This is a genomic window from Catenulispora pinistramenti, assembly GCF_018274385.1.
Lineage (GTDB): Bacteria > Actinomycetota > Actinomycetes > Streptomycetales > Catenulisporaceae > Catenulispora > Catenulispora pinistramenti.
Genome location: NZ_JAAFYZ010000048.1, coordinates 21,360 through 38,880, shown reverse-complemented (window position 1 = coordinate 38,880; position 17,521 = coordinate 21,360). Strand labels below are relative to the sequence as shown.

Sequence of the window (17,521 nt, the reverse complement as noted above, 5' to 3'; positions counted from 1 at the left end):
CCGCGAGTGATACGTCGCCCCGAGTACCCTCCCGCAACCTGCCGTTGCCTTCCCGGCGTGGGCTGAACCGCGCGATGAACGCTCTGGCTGTCGGCCGGAGCGCTCTGGTGGTGCTGGCGCTGCTCGTGGGTGCAGGGGCCGGACCCGGGGCGGTCGTGTTCCGCTGGCTGATCAAGACGTTCACACAGCTGTTCTCCGGGCACGCCGACTACTCGGCCGCAGGCCACACCGCCAACCCGCACGTGCCGGGGCTGGGCATGTGGTTCGTGCTGTTCACCCCGGTTCTCGCCGGACTGATATACGGGCCCCTGGTCTACAAGTTCGCCCCCGAGGCGCGCGGACACGGCGTGCCGGAGGTGATGTACGCCGTGGCCCGCAAGGGCGGCCGGATCGCCCCGCAGGTGGCAGTGGTCAAGTCACTGGCCTCGGCGTTGTGTATCGGCTCGGGCGGTTCGGTGGGCCGCGAGGGTCCGATCGTGCAGATCGGCTCCGCGCTGGGTTCCACCTTCGGCCGTGTCGTGGGCGCCGGGGAGGACCGGATGCGGCTGCTGGTCGCGTGCGGTGCGGCCGGCGGGATCGCCGCGACGTTCAACGCGCCTTTGGCCGGGGTGTTCTTCGCGATGGAGCTGATCCTCACCTCCTTCGCCGCCGAAGGCTTCGGCATGATCGTGCTGTCCTCGGTGGTGGCGTCCGTGATCGGCCGGGCGGCGTTCGGCAACGAGCCGTTCCTGGTGCTCCCCGCCTTCCACACCTCCAGCCCAGGACAACTGCCGCTGTTCGCCGTGCTGGGCGTGGTGGCCGGTGCGGCCGGCGTCGCCTTCTCCAAGATCCTCTATCTGATTGAAGACGCCTGCGACTGGGCCTGGCGCTGGCCGGAGTGGGCCCGCCCGGCCGTGGGCGGGCTGCTGCTGGGCGGCCTGTTGCTGTTGCTGCCGGAGATGTACGGGGTCGGATACCCGGTCCTGGGCGACGCGGTGGCCGGCAAATACGCGATCGGGTTCCTTTTGGTGCTGCTGGTCGGGAAGATCGCAGCCACCAGTTTGACCATCGGGATCGGCGGCTCCGGCGGGGTGTTCGCTCCGAGTCTGTTCATGGGCGCGATGCTCGGGTCGGCCTTCGGCCAGATCGCACACCACGTGTTCGGCGCCTCGGCCGGCGGGATCGGCTCCTACGCCCTGATCGGCATGGGCGCCGTGTTCGCCGGGGCCGCGCGCGCCCCCATCACCGCCGTGGTGATCATGTTCGAGCTCACCGGCGAATACTCCATCATCGTCTCCCTGATGGCGGCGATCGTCCTGGCCACACTCACCAGCAGACTGCTGACCGGCGACACCATCTACACCCTCAAACTGCGCCGCCGCGGCATCGACCTGTCCGCCCCGGCACCGGCCTCACCGTTCACCGGGATCACCGTCGGCGCCGTCATGGAACCGGTCCCCGCACCGCTGCCGGCGAACATCTCACTGTCACAGGCTGCTGACTCCCTCGCCGTGTCCCGGCACGGCGCCCTGCCGGTCACCGACACCGACGGGTCGTTCCTGGGGGTGGCCTCCGCCCGGGCGGTCGCCGAGGTTCTGGCCGAAGGAGGACGCGAGGGCGAACCGGTCCGCGAAGTCCTCACCGTCCCGAAACCGGTGCACGCCGACAGCGAACTGGCCACAGCGCTGGAAGCCCTGGTGACGGCAGATCCGTCAGGGCTGCCGGTGGTGGATGAGGCAGGCACCGGCCTGTCCGGATGGATCACCCACCAGGCGGTGCTGGCCGCGGCGCACAGCCGCCCTGTCCAAACCGTCTGACCCGCCTCGCCGGCCCCGACGAGGCGGCTGGCAGGGGGCCAGCCGCCCGGGGAAGCGTCATCAAGCGGCGGCCGGCCCCCGTCGGTCACCGCTCCCGGCGGTCCTCCCCTTCACCGTCAGGTGGCGCAGCCTGGTCGGGGCACATGCCGGCTTGCAGTGCCGCCGCAACCGTTCGACGGCACTGCGCATCTCAACCAGTGCCGATTACGGAGCGATCGGCTCGTCGTCATCAAACTCCTCCCGGTACACGCGCCCGGAATCATGCAGGCCGCCTGCCTCCATCCGCACACGGCGCCCCCAGACACCGTCCCCCAGACACGCGAGGCACGGATCGCCGCGCCCTGTGCACTTTCCGAATCATCTAGCCCATGGGAGTCGCCGCATTGGACACGGCAACAGGCCGCCACGCGATCCTGCTCGTTGTTGGGCTTCGGCCCCTGCCTACCGGACGCGCGGCAGATCGGTCGATGCCGCACACCGCGGCGCCGACTCGACCGGCGCCGACCGATGACCGACTCCACGACGACCAGCAGCATGACCGCCGTGCGGACCGCCCGTGACGACTCTCCACTGAGAGGTCTGGATCCGCCCGAGCCGGAGGGGTTTGTACGGGAACCGGAAACCGTAGTCCCCCCGCATGGCTGCCACTAACGTCTCGTCGCTGCAGGGCGTAGGGTTGGTATGTCGCCCGGGTCCCCGGTGGCTGTCCAGTTCGCCACCGACAAGCCCAGTATCAAGGCCTTTCGATCGGGCGAATTCATCCCATTGCGCGGGTCGCATCGCGATGGCATCCGTCGATGCTCCGTCCCAGCAAGCCAGCGTCAGGTTCGACCGCCACAGACCCCGGTTGCCATGTCCGCTCTGCCACCCGGGCCCGTCGTCATAGCGGTGAGCGCGGATGCCGACGACAACCTGCAACCCGTTTGCGCCGATTCGCCCCCTGCTCTCGAAGGGCATGGAGCCGGTTGGCACATCATGAGCGCCGACACCTCCAAATCCACGTCGTCCACTCCGACGAGCTCCCCGACGGCGAAGCCGGACCCGGAACACGATCTGAAGTCGCTGCCGATGGCCGAGGTCGAGAAACAACTCGACACCTCACCGGACGGGCTGAGCCGAGCCGAGGCCGCCACCCGCCTGAGAAAGTACGGCCCGAACGAGATCGTCGAGCACAAGACCAACGCGCTGCTGAAGTTCCTGTCCTACTTCTGGGGACCGATCCCATGGATGATCGAGGTCGCGGTCATCCTGTCCGGCGCGGTCGGACACTGGCCCGACTTCTTCATCATTCTGTTGCTGCTGCTGGCCAACGCCGTGGTCGGCTACACCGAGGAGCGCCAAGCCGGCCATGCCATCGACGCCCTGAAAGACAAGCTCGCCGTCAACGCCCGCGTCAAACGCGACGGCGAATGGAGCACGCCGGCCGCGCGGGAACTGGTCCCCGGCGACGTGATCCGGCTGCGGCTGGGCGACATCGTCCCGGCCGACGCCCGACTCCTGGACGGCGACGAGATCGAGGTCGACCAGTCCGCCCTCACCGGGGAGTCGCTGTCGGCCACCTGTCGGCCCGGCGCCGCGGTGTTCTCCGGGTCGATCATCCGCCGCGGCGAGATCGGCGCCCTGGTCTACGCCACCGGCACCGGCACCTACTTCGGCAAGACCGCCGAACTGGTCCAGGACGCCCACACCGTCAGCCATTTCCAAAAGGCCGTCCTGAAGATCGGCAACTACCTCATCGTCCTCGCGGCGGTGTTCGTCACGGTGATCGTGGCCGTCTCACTGCTGCGCGGCGACGCGGTCCTGACCACCCTGCAGTTCGCCCTCGTGCTGACCGTCGCGGCGATCCCGGTCGCGATGCCCACCGTGCTGTCGGTGACGATGGCGGTCGGAGCCCGGCTTCTGGCCAAACGCAAAGCCGTCGTCAGCAAACTGGTGGCCATCGAGGAACTCGCCGGAGTCGACGTGCTCTGCGCGGACAAGACCGGCACGCTGACCCAGAACTCCCTCACCCTGGGCGACCCGTTCAGCATCGGCGACACCCCCGCCGACGTGATCCTCGCCGGCGCCCTGGCCTCCCGCGACGACAACGACGACCCCATCGACCTCGCCGTCCTGGGCGCTCTCCCCGACAAGAACGCGTTGCAGCCCTACACGATCACCCACTTCGAACCGTTCAACCCGGTCGACAAGCGCACCGAAGCCACCGTCACCGACGCCCACGGCACGACGTTCAAGGTCAGCAAGGGCGTGGCCCGCACCGACGGCGACGGCCCATGGCGATTCCTGGGCGTGCTCCCGCTGTTCGACCCGCCCCGCGAAGACGCCCGCTCCACCATCGCCACCGCGAAGGCCATGGGCGTGAGCGTGAAGATAGTCACCGGCGACGCGATCGCCATCGCCAAGGAAACCGCCGCCAAAGTCGGCCTCGGCACCGACATCCTCGACGCGGCCGGCCTGGGCGACGTGAAGAAGAAAGAGACCGCCGCCGTCGCCCAGTCCATCGAAACCGCCGACGGATTCGCCCAAGTGTTCCCCGAGCACAAGTACCACATCATCGACGTCCTGCAGCAGCGCGGCCACATCGTCGGCATGACCGGCGACGGCGTCAACGACGCCCCCGCCCTGAAGAAGGCCGACTGCGGCATAGCCGTCTCCGGCGCCACCGACGCCGCCCGCGCCGCCGCCGCGATCGTCCTGCTCACCCCCGGCCTGTCAGTGATCATCGACGCGGTCAAGGAAAGCCGCAAGATCTTCCAGCGCATGAACTCCTACGCCATGTACCGCATCGCCGAGACACTGCGCGTGCTGCTGTTCGTGACCGGGGCGATCCTCGTCTTCAACTTCTTCCCCGTCACCGCGATCATGATCGTGATGCTGGCCCTGCTCAACGACGGCGCGATCCTGTCCATCGCCTACGACAACGTCCGCTACAAGATGAAACCCGAAGCCTGGAACATGCGCCTGGTTCTCGGCATCGCCACGGTTCTGGGCGTCGTGGGCCCCATCGCCGCGTTCGGGCTGCTCTACCTCGGCGACCGCGTCTTCCACCTGGGCCGCCCCGAGCTCCAGACCATGATGTACCTGCTGCTGTCCGTCGCCGGGCACCTCACCATATTCCTGACCCGCACCCGCGGCCCGTTCTGGTCCATCCGCCCGGCCCGCATCGTGATCATCGCCGTCCTGGGCACCCAGGCCATCGCCACCCTCATCGCCGGCCTCGGGCTGTTCATGCACCCACTGGGCTGGGGCTGGGTCGCGTTCGTCTGGGGCTACGCCATCATCTGGGCCCTGGCCGGCGACCGCGTTAAACTCCTCGCCTACCGCATCCTCGACCCCGCCCCGAAGTCCGGCACTCCGGATGCGGCCGAGCCGCCCACCGCGCAGGACTCCGCTCACGGCACCACCCTCTCGGCGAAGGCCACCGCCACGGTGGACCCCGCCGCGTTCCACACTGATACCGATTCCGGCGATCCCGTTTACCACGACAACGACGACTGCCCCTACGCCGCGGAGATCAAGACCCATCACACCGACCATCCCGGCACCGGCCACCGCCGCAAGTGCGACTGGTGCGCGCAACACCAGCAGCCGGTGGCAGCCAAACGCTGACCGCGACCGATCGCCACCGAGCCCCTGACAACCAGAGGAGCCCGCGCCGACGATGGAGCTGATCGATGAAGCTGGTCGATGAAGCTGATCATCGTCCGCCACGGTGAAACCGATTGGACCCTGACCGGTCGCCACACCGGCACCACCGACGCGCCCCTCACCGCCAACGGTCGCCGCGAAGCCACCTCGCTCGCGGTCCCACTGGGGATCGTGCCCGCCGACGACAAACGCAACGCCCGCCTGATCATCTCCCGGATCATCCTGGAGACGCCGGCCGACCTGAAGATGGCCTACCCCGAGACGACAGACGAACGCCACCAGGAACTGGAGTCCTTCCGCGACCAACTGTGACCTGGGTTCGCGTCGATCGCCGGACGCTGTGCGCGACGCCTCCGGCACCGTGCTCGACTACGCGGTCCACGTCTGGGCGGACGCAGACTACGTCACCCCGACCGGCGCGCTCCACCTGGCCGACAACCTCGCTCGCCGCCGCGGCGACCGACCGGGCGCGGCAGCTCGACGCGATCCTCGAAAGGTACAGATACGGAGCAGTGCACCTCACAAGGAACGACTCCAACTGACCGCAGCATAGACACCGGCCCCCGGATCGACTGTCCAAAATCCGCAGAGCCCCTCAACCTAGCCGCTCCGACCATCCACCGATGTCAGGCGGTGCGCAGCGACACCATGGGCAAGGTGTCGACCGAGCGGCCGACGGCGTACTCGATGGTGGCGTGTAGCTTCTCCCACTCCTTCGGATGGTGCTCGATGTAGTGGGCGAGCACGGTGGCCGACTCGGCATCGGTCATCGGCGTCGCGGTGGCGGGCATCGAGCGCCGCAGCCCGATGGAGACCTTCACCCGCGGGTCGGCCTGAATGTTCTGGTACCACTGCGCCCCGATGCCGAACCCGGAGATGACCACGTACTGTCCCGGGGCAGGATGGTCGACGACTTCGAGCACCACGAAACGACGTGCACCGGTGCTGCGACCCGCATGTTCGAGCATCAGCAGCCGAGAGCCGAAGACAAAGCCGAGCCCAGCACGGTAAAGCCCGATCGGCGCACGCACGAACCAGCGCGTGCGCAGGGCCCTGGCGCTGAGCCGGGTGCCGACACCGCTCATTTCACACCCCTCTGTCCTTCCGTCCTTGTCTCACGACAAGCATGGCCGGGTCTCACGACAAGCATGGCCGGGCTGGCCCGGGCCGCAGTAGGGCCGAACGTCCTTCCACTGCCCGCGGCTTCAGGACAAGCTCCGTACGCGATCGGCCGAGACCGTCGGCACCAGAACCATCACCCACACCGAACACGAACGCGGGTCCCGGCCACACCCCCACTCAACCCGCCACCGACTGGGCGGCCGCCTGGCGGTCCTTCATCGACCTGGACGTCCAGGGCCGACTCGCCGATTTCCAGCCCCCGACGCCCTTGAGGAGTTCCTGCCCGCCGCGTCCAAGAAGACAGCACTCTGATGCGGGCCGCCTGGTACGACCACAACGGCGCCGCCGGAGAAGTCCTGACCGTCGGCGAACTGCCCGATCCCGAACCCCGCGTCGGCGAGGTCCGGGTAGGGATCGAAGCCGCGGGGATCAACCCCGCCGGCGTCAAGCGCCGCTCCGGCGCCGGCGGCCGCGCCATGACCCACGACCGGGTGATCCCCGGCGACGACGGGGCCGGCGTCATCGACCGGGTCGGACCCCGGGTGCCGACCGCCCGGATCGGCCAGCGCGTCTGGATCCACTCCGCCAACCACACCAGCGCCTTCGGCGCCAATCTCCCTCTCACCTCAGCGGTAATCGCCACCGGCGGAAACCATCGCCGGCTACGCCTGCGACGCCGTCCCCGAACCGGTGCTGCCCTTCTACCCACTCATGCGCCACGCCGTCACGATCCGCACCGTCCTGGTCTTCGTCATGCCGGCCGCAGCATCGGCAAAGTCCTCCTCACCGTCCCGTAAACCGCAACGCCGGAACGCCGGAACGCCGGAACGCCGGGACGCCGGAACGCCGGAACGACACCTCGCCCACACAGTGCCGCCGACAGCCACACCCCCTTCCGAACACAGAACACACACCGCCCCGCCAGACGGCGAGTCCGGCAGGCCCAGAAAGTGAAGCTCCCAGAAGAAAGTCCGTGGCAAGGACTCTTCGTCATACGGGAGCTTCGCCACGTCCAGCAAAACTGACGAGGAAGACCGTGGCGACCGTAGCGATGCGGCAGCCGGACGGCTTCGAGAACATCGCCGACCCCTTGCTACCGTGACCGAACCCTGATCCCATAGTCAGGACGGCCGCTCCGCGAGCCCTGATGGCCAACGCTCTGTGCCAGTTGCCTGTTCATCAGTGTCCTGACCGATATTTGAGCTAGTCCGTAGTCCGGATCAACTTCAGCCTGACGCGGTACCGCCGATCGGCGTGTCGCCGCCCGGACTGAATATTCGTGTCTTTATGGTCAAGGCATGAGACGAACCTTGTGCGCCGTGGCCTCGGCGCTGGCGTTGGCGCTGCTCGCGCAGTCCACGCCCGCGCCCGTCCACGCCGCCACCACGACGGCGGGCCCGGCCGCGGCCGCCGCGCTGCCGGCTCCCGGGTCGGTTGCCGATCGGAACCTGACGGGTTGGCTTCAGGAGGTCCAGGCCGACCCGAACCGGTTCGATCAGTTCTTGGAAGAGGACTGCATCAAGGACGGCGGAGCGGTCTGCACGTTGTCCGCGCAGCAGGTCCACGATATTCCCGGTGAGATCAAGAGCCTGACCCAGGCACTTGATCAGGAGGTCGAGGACGACCCGCAGTTGGTGACCGCCGCCAACGGCCCGGACGCCTCCGCGCCGGGCGGTCCGCAGCCGCGCGCGTTCTCCGGCAGCCTGGTCAAGGTGATGCGGAACGTGGCGAAGGCCAGCAAGAACGTATTCGTGCGCAAGGTCGGAGCCAGCTCCGAGACCGTGGACGAGATCGCCGACATCGCCGGGAAGGTCTCCCAGGGGGTGGTAGCGCTTGACGGGACGAAGTCCCTGGCCGAGGGCAGCGTGGTCAAGTTCGGCAAGGCGGCCGTCAGTCTGATTCCCGGCGTCGGCGACGTGTTCTCGCTGGTCGACTCGGCGATCAACGGAGACGCGGAAGGCATCGTCGTCGCGACCGTGTCGCTGATCGCGACCGCCGTGGCCATCAAGTGCCCGCCGGCCGGCGCCGTCATCGCCGTGGGGCTGGCCCTGTGGTCGCTGGGCAAGATGATCTGGGGCTGGTTCGCCGGCGGCTCACAGGACTGGCAGCCCACCCCGCCGCCCACCCCGGAAGAACTGATCGAGCAGGGCGCCAGCCTACAATGGACGACCGAGCGCATCGACGACAAAGACGTCGCCCTGGTCCTTCCCAAAGACGGCAACAAAGCGAGCCTGACTCTGCTGGTCGACTCCAAGTGGACCGAGCACAATCAGAACAGCAAGCCTCTGGACTACACCATCAGGCCGCTGGAAAATACTTTCCACTGGACCGAGGGCGGAATGAGCCTGCCCGCGCTGTGGAGGCCGACGCTGGAATACAGCGGCTACCCCGATTCCTTCACGTTGTGGCAGGCCGGCACGACCTACCAGGGCACCTGCAGGAACTCCGATCTCCTTGTCAGCCACGCGCCATGGAGCCGGCAGCACTACAACTGCGGCCTCGGTACCGGAATCCGCATCGGCCTGAACAAGCCCGCCGTCATCACCGTCACCTACGGCTACTACCTGGATTGCCGTGGCTTCCTCTTGGCGTGCGAAGAACCCCCGAGCACCGGCGACGTATCCACCGCGCTGACCGTCGCCGGCAAACACAAGAACGGCGAAGACTACAACGCCTACCTGCCCACCAAAGTCAACTATGCGATCGTCCCCTGACCTCAGGAGGCTGTCTTCCCGGTCGTAGGGCAGCACGCCAGTCGCGTCTGCCGCTGACATAACGCAGTCGGTCCTGCGTCCCCGCTCGCGGCTGGGGACGCAGGACCGATGAAGCTCAGGCGGTGCCGAGCGGGTTGAGCATGGTGAACCGCCAATCGCCGTCAGCGTCCTGCCGGGCGATGTTGGCGGTGGTGCCGGTGGCGGTGATCCGCTGGCCCTCGGGGCCGTCGATCTCCATGGTCCAGGCGGTGACCAGGAGGGCGGTGTCCGCGCCGAGCAGCGTGTGGCGCTGGACGTTGGTCAGCTTGCCGCCGGCGGCGACGGTCCCGCTGATCTCCGCGCGCAACGCGTCGTCGCCGGAGATGATCTCGCCGGCCACGGTGCGCATGCCCGCGCCGGGCGCGAACAGCGCGAGGACGTCCTCGACGGCGCCGGCGTTCAGGGCGTCCTGGAACAGGATCGGGAGCTTGGCGGGGTCGGTGACGGAAGTGAACATGATGGAAGAATCCCTACTTTCCGAAGCGGTTCTGGTGCTGACTCCACGATGCCTTCGACCCCGCATGGGAGACGAGGTGCAGTTCGGTCCCGCGATGGTCGAAAATGGACAACGTGATCATCGACATCGCCTTCGACAACCCGGACAGCCCACACGCCGGCATCGAGGTTCTGACCTTCGACGAGCTGAAGCCCCGGCTAAAGAGCTCAGTAGCGCGCCGGCCGAGCCGTCTGGACTTCCACCAGATCATGCTGGTGCGCGACGGCGAGGGCACCGCGATGGTCGATTTCGTCGACTACGAGTGCGTACGGGGCACCCTGCTGCATCTGCGGCCCGGCCAGGTCCAGAGGCTGCCCTACGGCGCGGCCGGCCACCCCGCGGACCTCGACGCGGTCCTCCTGCTGTTCACCCCCGACTACCCGCCACCGCTTCCACCGGCAAGCCCGGTACTCGACGGATTCGGCCCGGTCGCATGGCCGCTGCCGCCGGACACCTTCGGCACGTTCGATCGTGCCGTGCAGGAGCTTGCCGCGGTGTACCGGAGTTGGCACGGCGCTCCGGCCACGCACGCAGCCGGCCTCGACCTCACCGGCGCACTTCTCCGCCAGCTCCTCGGCGCACTCCTCCTACGCGTCGCGGCCCTGTCAGATCCCGACGTGGACCACGACGTACACGCGACCACCGCCGACGCGTATCTAGCCTTCCGCCGCGAACTCGAACGCTCCTTCGCCACCACGCGATCCGTCGAGACCTACGCCGCACGCTTGGGTTACGCACCACGAACCCTGACACGCGCCTGCCAGGCCGCCACCGGCCGCACCGCCAAACAACTCCTCGACGCACGCGTGAGCCTTGAAGCCCAACGACTCCTCGCACACACCGATCAGCCGGTATCTGCGATCGCCCACGCCCTCGGCTTCACCGAGGCCACCAATTTCGGCAAGTTCTTCGCCCGACAGGCCGGCCTCGCCCCAGGAGACTTCCGACGTGCGCAGCGGTGACCGCTACTGACCCCTAGCCTCGGGCGTTCAGTAGAGGTGTCCGGGGGCTGATACCGGAACGCGAAAGTGCCCCTGGAGCTGGGATGATCTTGCTTGTCTAAGGTAAGAACGCCCAGCGCAGGAGCACTTTCCAGGTGAACACTACAAGATCCCGTCCAAGGTTGTCCGTGGCGTCCGACGGGCGGGGCGTGGTCGGGCACGCCGGGGCCCGGCTGCTGGCCGATCTGGCCGAGGCCACCGGTCTTGAGCAGGCGTTCTCGGCGGTGCTGGCCCCGTCGCGGCAGCGGTCCGGCGGGCACGATCCGGGCCGGGTCGCAGTCGACGTGGCGGTGATGCCGGCCGACGGCGGCGAGACGATATCCGACCTGGCGGTGCTGCGGGATCAGGCGAGCTGTTCGGGCCGGTCGCGTCGCCGGCCACGGCCTGGCGGGTGCTGGACGCCATCGACGACCAGGCACTGGCCCGGCTGCGATCCGCGCGAGCAGCCGCACGGGAGGTCCCCTGGGCGCAGCATACTGATACCCGCGGCGACTTCCCACAGGCCAGAGCCGCAGGCAAGGCGATACCGGGGCTGGTGCTGGACATCGACGCCAGCATCGTGATCTGCCATTCGGAGAAGCAGGACGCGACCCGACCTGGAACAGGACGTTCGGCTACCACCCGATGTTCTGCTTCCTGGACAACCCCGGCGAGGCCCTGGCCGCGATCCTGCGCCCCGGCCGCGCCGGCTCGAACACCGCCGGCTGCACCAAGGAGTTCCTGGCGCACCTCAGGACCCTGCGCGAGACCAGCTGCGACGTGCGGTTCTCCGTCGGGCACCCATCGATGAGAAGGTCCGCGAAGCGGTCGTCAAGCTCCCGGCCGCCGCCTGGTATCCGGCCATCGACACAGACGATGAGCTGCGCGACGGCGCCGAGGTCGCCGACCTGACCGGGCTGCTGGACAGTGGCGGATTCCCCGAGGACACGCGGTTCATCGTGCGTCGTGAACGTCCGCATCCCGGCGCCCAGCTGGACCTGTTCGACACCGTCGAAGACATGCGCCACCAGCTCATCGCCACCGACAGCCCCGCCGGCTCCGGCTCGCTGCCGTGGCTGGACGCCCGGCACCGGGCCCACGCCCGCGTCGGGGACCGCATCCGGTGCGGCAAGGACACCGGCTTCGGCCGTTTCCCGTCCCGCCAGTTCGCCATCAACGCCGCCTGGCTGGAGCTGGCCCTGGCCGCGATCGACCTGCTCGCCTGGACCCAGGCCCTGCTGCTGGACGGCGAACTCGCGAAAGCCGAGCCGAAGAAGTTGCGCTACCGGCTGTTGCACACCGCAGCCCGTATCACCCGAGGTCAGCGACGTTGTCACCTGCGCATCGCCGAGCGCCGGCCCTGGGCCCGACAGCTGGCCGCCGCCTTCGCCCGCCTCGCCGCCTCGCCGCCTCGCCGCCTCGCCGCCTTGCCCCGACCACAGGCCTGCTGACCAGCCCGAAACACGGAGGCTAGGTGAGCTTGCCCCTGGTTTCCCGGACGGGTCCGGTGCGCTCTCGCCTGACGGTGAGCGCATGTGTGTGTTCGAACTGTACGGGGCTGAGCATGCCGATCGTGGAGAGTCGGCGGTGCGGGTTATACCAGGCTTCGATGTACTCGAAGGGCGCGTTCGCGAGTTCCTGCCGGGTCGCCTGGTCATGCCGCCGTCGAGGCCGACGACCGCTACGACCCGACGACACCTTGGCGACAGCCGGACCGCGCTACGACGGCTACTGGCGGCCTGAGTCCCGTCCGGTCGCCCCAACCCGTCGGGCGCCTGACGCGGCTGGACCACCCGGCCTTCCCCACCTACGGGGTGTAGCGCTCTACACCTGGAAGACGGGACCGCGGCCCGTGTTCGTGGCGGAGATCGAAAACTAGCGTCTAGGACGTGAGCACCGATACCCGAACCGCGACCGACACCAACGCGGTGACCTTGGACCGTGTTATCGAGGCCGACGGCCGCACGACCGCCCCGCGCCACGTCAGACACGCCATCCGGCGCGCCGCGTTCGCCCTGATCATCGGCGCCTCCGGCTCTGGCAAGAGCACTACCCCGCACTGCGCCTACGGCCCGGACCGCCCGGTCGGCGGCAGCGCCCGGGCCGGCGGCAGCGGGTCGGTCGGCGGCAGCGGGTCGGAGGGCAGGTCCGAGACCGGGCTGACCCGGCTGCGGCGCGACCTGGTCGGGTTCGTATTCCAGCGCTACCCGGTGTCTCCCCGCTGAAGTGCGCGGCGGTCCTGGCAGCCGTCGCGATACCGCGAGCCGCAGCGATCATGCTCTCCGCGCGGGCGATGCCGCGGCGGGCGTCGGCGCGGATCGGACAGATCGGCGGACCCGCCGATGGCCGACGCGCATATGCGGTCGTTGGCGGGGGCGCGCAGCCGGGGTCTTGGATCCCTCAGGCGCCGCTCGGTACAGCGTTCCACAGCCTATGAAAACCCTGCATCCACCAGACACAGTCCGCGGCGCCGTCCCGGCGTCGTGGAACGTGCGTCGAGCCGGTGCGTGAACTGATATCGGAGAGTTTTGATGACCACCCTCGCCCGCTGGTGCCACCGGCACCGGTTAGTGACCTTGTTCGCCTGGCTCGCGCTCATCGTGGGTCTCGGAGTGTTGTCCGGAGCATCGAAGCCGCAGTATGACAACAGACTGTCGATTCCGGCCTCGGAGTCGAGCCGTGCCGTGGACCTGCTGAAGACGGTGCAGCCCGCCGCTGGCGGGGACAGCGACAGCGTGGTCTGGCACACGGTGCACGGCCGGGTCACCGACGGCGCGGTTCAGGAGCGGATGACGCAGGCACTGGACCGTATCGCCAAGGCGCCGGGGATCGCGTCCGTCGCCAGTCCCTACAGTCCGCAGGGGAAATCGCAGATCAGCCCGGATGGGATGACCGCCTACGCGACGCTGATGTTCACCCAGGAGGCGGGCAAGATTCCCGTCGATCAGGCGAAGACCGTCGTGGCGCTGGCTGACGCGGCCCGGACCGACGGGCTGCAAGTCGAGCTCGGCGGTGCCGCGGTCTCCATAGCCACCGACAGCGGCGGCGGTTCGCAGGAACTGGTCGGTGTGCTCGCCGCGCTGGTGGTCCTGGGCCTGGTGTTCCGTTCGGTCGGTGCGGCCGTGCTGCCGATCCTCACCGGCATCGCCGGGGTGTCCACCGGGGTGCTGGTCGTGGGACTGCTGTCGCATGGCATGGCGCTGCCGTCTTCCACGCCGATCCTGGCGACGCTGGTCGGCCTGGGCGTCGGCATCGACTACGCCCTGTTCATCGTCAACCGGCATCGCAAGGGGCTGATGGCCGGGCTCTCGGTGGAGGAGGCGATGGCCGCGGCGCTGAACACATCCGGCCGTGCGGTGCTGTTCGCCGGCGGGTCCGTCGTCATCGCGCTGCTCGGGATGTTCGCCCTCGGCTTGGACTTCCTGAACGGGATGGCGCTCGGTGCCGCGATGACCGTCGCGATGACCGTGTTCGCCGCGGTCACTCTGCTGCCCGCACTGCTCGGCCTGCTGAAGACCATGGTTCTGAGCCGCCGGCAGCGCAAGGAGCTGAAGGCCTGGCGGGCCTCCGGCCCCGACCGGGTCTCGGTGCGGCTGCCGCGGCGGTCGGCGCCGGCCGAGGCGCGGAACGCGTTCACCCGGTGGGCCAGGCGGGTTCAGCTGCGGCCGTTCGGCAAGGCGGTGCTGGCGCTCGCCGTGATGGCGGTGGTCGCCCTGCCGGTCCTGTCGCTGCGGATGGGTTCCTCAGACGCCGGGAACGACCCGAAGGCGTCCACCACACGGCAGTCCTACGACCTGCTGGCCAAGGGCTTCGGGCCCGGGTTCAACGGGCCGCTGCTGCTCGTCGCCGAAGTTCCGGCCGCCGCGGACCGACCGGCCCTGGACCGGCTCGTGGAGCGGCTGCACACCGCCCCGGGCGTGGCCGCCGTGGAAGCCCCGGTGCTGCCGGCGGGGCAGAAGGTGGCAGTGGTTCAGGTGGTGCCCACCACGTCGCCCCAGGACCGGGGCACGTCCGAGCTGATCCACCGGCTGCGGACCGATGTGGTCCCGGCGGCCGAGCGGGGTACGACGCTGCACGTGCTGGTCGGCGGCCAGACCGCGATGTCCGACGACTTCGACTCCGCGCTGAACCACAAGCTGCCGGCGTTCGTCGGGATCATCGTCGGACTGGGCTGCCTGCTGATGATGCTCGCCTTCCGCAGCCTGCTGGTGCCGTTGATCGGCGTGGCGATGAACCTGCTCACGATGGGGGTGGCGTTCGGCTCGCTGGTCGCGGTCTTCCAGTGGGGCTGGGGCTCGGAGGCGTTGGGCGCCGGCGGGGCCGGGCCGGTGGACTCCGCCGTGCCGGTGATGGTCATCGGCATCCTGTTCGGGCTGTCGATGGACTATCAGGTGTTCCTGATCAGCCGCATGCACGAGGAGTGGACGAAGACCGGCGACAACCACCGTTCAGTGCGGGTCGGCCACGGTGAGACCGGTCAGGTGATCTGCGCCGCCGCGGTGATCATGGCGTGCGTGTTCGGGTCCTTCATCGCCGGCGGGCAGCGGATGATCGCCGAGTTCGGCGTGGCTCTGGCGGTGTCGATCCTGCTCGATGTCCTGTTGCTGCGGATGATTCTGGTCCCGGCGCTGATGCACGGATTCGGCCGGGGGAACTGGTGGCTGCCGCGGATCCTCGACCGGCTGCTCCCACGGTTGTCCGTGGAGGGTTCGGTGGAATCCGAGCCGCCGGTCCGGGTATCCAAGACAACTGAGCCGGAGCCGGAGATCTCGTGGCAGCCCGCCTACCGCGACCAGCCACACAGCAGGGCCCGGTAGACACCGTACGAAACCGCGCAGGGGTCGAGTTGCTGACAACTCGGCCCCTGGCCGCGTTGCCCGAACGCGAGCGGTGTGGATGTCTTCGGGTCCACGCCGGTCACCGCGGTGGCGCCAACCGCAGCTGCACCATCGCCTCGAACCGCGCGTCCGGATCGGCCAGATCCAGGCCGGCCAGGTCGGCCAGTCGGCGCAACCGGTATCGGAACGTGTTCGGGTGCACGTGGACCTTCGCCGAGGCGGCGATCACGTCGCCGAAGGTGTCCAGCCAGGCGGCCAAGGTCTCAGTGAACTGCGTCCCGTGCAGGTGGTCATACTCACGGAGGCGGACCACCGGGCCGGCCGGCAGGTCGTCGTCGACAGCCATCCGGTCGGCGAGTTCGTCCAGCAGGCTGGCGGCGTAGACCTCGGCGAAGCGCGCGATGCGGTGTGGGTGCTCGGGGTTTCGTGCCGTGTGCACGCCCTCGGCCCGGGACTGCAGGACCCGGAGCGCGCGGTCGGCGTCGGAACGGCTGCGGCGCAGGTCGGTGGGCCGGGCGGCGAGACGTCCGATGCCGACGACAGTGGGGACCTTGGTGCCGACCCGGGCCAGAAAGGTCTCGGCGACGCGGCGGGCGTCCTCGTCGGTGGCGCAGGGCAGCACGGCATAGGTGACGCTGCCCAGCGAGGCCACCGCGGTGTGCGGATGGATCGCCGACAGGTGCAGCGCCAGGCTGCCGGCGATGCGGTCGCCGGCGGCGGCCCGGTCGGGGGCGGCGGGATCGTCCGCGGCGGCCCCGGCCACGGCCACCGCCAGGACGCACGCGCACTGCGCGGCCAGGCCCAGGCGGGCCGCGGCGCGCGGCGCCGCCGGGCCGCCCTCCAGGACGGTGGCCAGCAGGTCGGCGCGCAGCCGGCGGTCGGCGTCTGCCCCGCTGCGCTGCCGCAGCAGGTGCAGCGCGGCGACACCGGCGGCCTCGCGGAAGGCTTGCGTGCGGTCGTCGTTCAACGGGCCGGGCACCACCGCCCAGATCGAGCCGAGGATCTCCCCGCCCGCCCGGATCGCGATCGCCACCCGCGGCTTCTCGCCGATCCCGGCGATGAAGACGGGATCCTCGCTGCGGTACAAGGCGCGGAACAGGCCGTGCTGCTCAAGTGCACGCAGCTTGTCCGCCGGGACCTGGCGGTCCAGGATCGTCGCGATCCGCGAGTCGTCGGCCTCGTCCTGCCGCGCGGAGAAGGCCAGCACGCCGCCGCCGCGGTCCTCGATGGTCACCGGGCCGTCCAGGAGCCCGGCGATGGCGTTGGCCAACGCGAACAGGTCGCCGCCGAACGAGGCGTCGGGGCCCGGCACGGGGCCGGCCGTCGCGGCGTCGGCCGAGATCAGGGACCTGAGAAGCGCGGCGACCTGGGCCCAGGACGCCCCGGGGGTCAGCCCGAGTACGACCAGACCGGTGCGCGCGGCCGCGTCGGCCACCGCGGCGTCGGCCACCGCGGCGTCGGCGACCGCCGGGGAGCGCACCATCACCGCGGCGGCCCCGAGGCCGTGGGCGTGGTCGACAAGCCCGGCGACCTGGTCGGGGCCGTAGACACCGACGCCGAGCACGATCGCGCCGGGCAGCCGGGAGGGCTCGTCGAGGCGGTCGTGGATGAGGACGCCCGCCACCGCGACCTCGGGGTCGGGGCGGCCGGCGACCACCTCTACGAGCGTGGAACCGAGGTCGGAGATGATGCGCCCGAGAGCGACGGAGGGCGGCTCGGGGAGGCTCATCGGGAACCGGCCGCGTTCGAACGGGCCCGGGTCGGCGCGGCACGACCGGCCGCCGCGCCGCGTCGCGGTCCGGGGCCCGGCACCGCGAGGAAGCCGCCGACGGCGCGGGATCCGGCGAGCTCACCCCGGGCGGCGGCAGGAGGCCCGCCGCCCGTCCGT

General features: G+C 69.5%; 12 protein-coding genes and 1 pseudogene. 9 read left to right on the top strand and 4 right to left on the bottom strand.

The features are described from left to right. The first annotated feature begins 74 nt into the window (after positions 1-74). The 3 genes from KGQ19_RS16305 to KGQ19_RS53425 all read left to right on the top strand — a co-directional run bounded on the left by KGQ19_RS16305 (position 75) and on the right by KGQ19_RS53425 (position 5,756). The gene (locus KGQ19_RS16305) at positions 75-1,796 is read left to right on the top strand and encodes a chloride channel protein (protein ID WP_368862107.1); all 1,722 of its coding nucleotides are present in this window, start codon (positions 75-77) and stop codon (positions 1,794-1,796) included. A 975-nt stretch (positions 1,797-2,771) separates the two neighbouring features. After that, positions 2,772-5,405: a plasma-membrane proton-efflux P-type ATPase gene (locus KGQ19_RS16300; RefSeq protein ID WP_212010014.1), complete on the top strand. Its 2,634-nt coding sequence runs from the start codon at positions 2,772-2,774 to the stop codon at positions 5,403-5,405. Between the two features lie 78 nt (positions 5,406-5,483). After that, a complete protein-coding gene (locus KGQ19_RS53425; protein ID WP_212010013.1) occupies positions 5,484-5,756 on the top strand; it encodes a phosphoglycerate mutase family protein in 273 nt (90 codons plus the stop codon). A gap of 314 nt (positions 5,757-6,070) precedes the next feature. Here KGQ19_RS53425 and KGQ19_RS16290 read toward each other — a convergent pair whose 3' ends face one another. Next, positions 6,071-6,529 (bottom strand): nitroreductase family deazaflavin-dependent oxidoreductase, encoded by a 459-nt coding sequence (locus tag KGQ19_RS16290; RefSeq protein ID WP_212010012.1) that lies wholly within the window; start codon positions 6,527-6,529, stop codon positions 6,071-6,073. A gap of 348 nt (positions 6,530-6,877) precedes the next feature. On the opposite strand from KGQ19_RS16290, the gene KGQ19_RS16285 reads away from it, so the two are divergent. Continuing rightward, positions 6,878-7,363: an alcohol dehydrogenase catalytic domain-containing protein gene (locus KGQ19_RS16285; RefSeq protein WP_212010011.1), complete on the top strand. Its 486-nt coding sequence runs from the start codon at positions 6,878-6,880 to the stop codon at positions 7,361-7,363. Positions 7,364-7,885: 522 nt separating this feature from the next. Beyond that, complete coding sequence (locus tag KGQ19_RS16280) at positions 7,886-9,280, top strand: hypothetical protein (protein ID WP_212010010.1); 1,395 nt, start codon at positions 7,886-7,888, stop codon at positions 9,278-9,280. Between the two features lie 115 nt (positions 9,281-9,395). Here KGQ19_RS16280 and KGQ19_RS16275 read toward each other — a convergent pair whose 3' ends face one another. After that, complete coding sequence (locus KGQ19_RS16275; RefSeq protein WP_212010009.1) at positions 9,396-9,776, bottom strand: YybH family protein; 381 nt, start codon at positions 9,774-9,776, stop codon at positions 9,396-9,398. A 113-nt stretch (positions 9,777-9,889) separates the two neighbouring features. Between KGQ19_RS16275 and KGQ19_RS16270 the strand changes: the two genes are divergently transcribed. Further along, complete coding sequence (locus KGQ19_RS16270; protein WP_212010008.1) at positions 9,890-10,777, top strand: helix-turn-helix domain-containing protein; 888 nt, start codon at positions 9,890-9,892, stop codon at positions 10,775-10,777. A gap of 134 nt (positions 10,778-10,911) precedes the next feature. Next, a pseudogene (locus KGQ19_RS16260) lies at positions 10,912-12,246 on the top strand (transposase). Between the two features lie 19 nt (positions 12,247-12,265). On the opposite strand, the gene KGQ19_RS16255 reads toward KGQ19_RS16260, so the two are convergent. Beyond that, entirely contained in the window at positions 12,266-12,493 is a 228-nt protein-coding gene (locus KGQ19_RS16255) for an IS3 family transposase (protein WP_212010006.1), read from the bottom strand. A gap of 191 nt (positions 12,494-12,684) precedes the next feature. Here KGQ19_RS16255 and KGQ19_RS16250 point away from each other — a divergent pair, with 191 nt between their 5' ends. Both KGQ19_RS16250 and KGQ19_RS16245 read left to right on the top strand, forming a co-directional pair. Continuing rightward, positions 12,685-13,020, top strand: a complete 336-nt coding sequence (locus KGQ19_RS16250) for a hypothetical protein (RefSeq protein WP_212010005.1) — start codon at positions 12,685-12,687, stop codon at positions 13,018-13,020. Between the two features lie 306 nt (positions 13,021-13,326). Beyond that, positions 13,327-15,612 (top strand): MMPL family transporter, encoded by a 2,286-nt coding sequence (locus KGQ19_RS16245; RefSeq protein ID WP_212010004.1) that lies wholly within the window; start codon positions 13,327-13,329, stop codon positions 15,610-15,612. A gap of 100 nt (positions 15,613-15,712) precedes the next feature. On the opposite strand, the gene KGQ19_RS16240 is transcribed toward KGQ19_RS16245, so the two are convergent. After that, a complete protein-coding gene (locus KGQ19_RS16240; protein WP_212010003.1) occupies positions 15,713-17,362 on the bottom strand; it encodes a PucR family transcriptional regulator in 1,650 nt (549 codons plus the stop codon). Positions 17,363-17,521 lie beyond the last annotated feature (159 nt).

Bases quoted from the DNA above. Each gene is read 5' to 3' on its own strand.
- KGQ19_RS16275 (WP_212010009.1), bottom strand. From the start codon at position 9,776: ATGTTCACTTCCGTCACCGACCCCGCCAAGCTCCCGATCCTGTTCCAG.
- KGQ19_RS16290 (WP_212010012.1), bottom strand. From the start codon at position 6,529: ATGAGCGGTGTCGGCACCCGGCTCAGCGCCAGGGCCCTGCGCACGCGC.
- KGQ19_RS16245 (WP_212010004.1), top strand. From the start codon at position 13,327: ATGACCACCCTCGCCCGCTGGTGCCACCGGCACCGGTTAGTGACCTTG.
- KGQ19_RS16240 (WP_212010003.1), bottom strand. From the start codon at position 17,362: ATGAGCCTCCCCGAGCCGCCCTCCGTCGCTCTCGGGCGCATCATCTCC.
- KGQ19_RS16285 (WP_212010011.1), top strand. From the start codon at position 6,878: ATGCGGGCCGCCTGGTACGACCACAACGGCGCCGCCGGAGAAGTCCTG.
- KGQ19_RS16300 (WP_212010014.1), top strand. From the start codon at position 2,772: ATGAGCGCCGACACCTCCAAATCCACGTCGTCCACTCCGACGAGCTCC.
- KGQ19_RS53425 (WP_212010013.1), top strand. From the start codon at position 5,484: ATGAAGCTGATCATCGTCCGCCACGGTGAAACCGATTGGACCCTGACC.
- KGQ19_RS16305 (WP_368862107.1), top strand. From the start codon at position 75: ATGAACGCTCTGGCTGTCGGCCGGAGCGCTCTGGTGGTGCTGGCGCTG.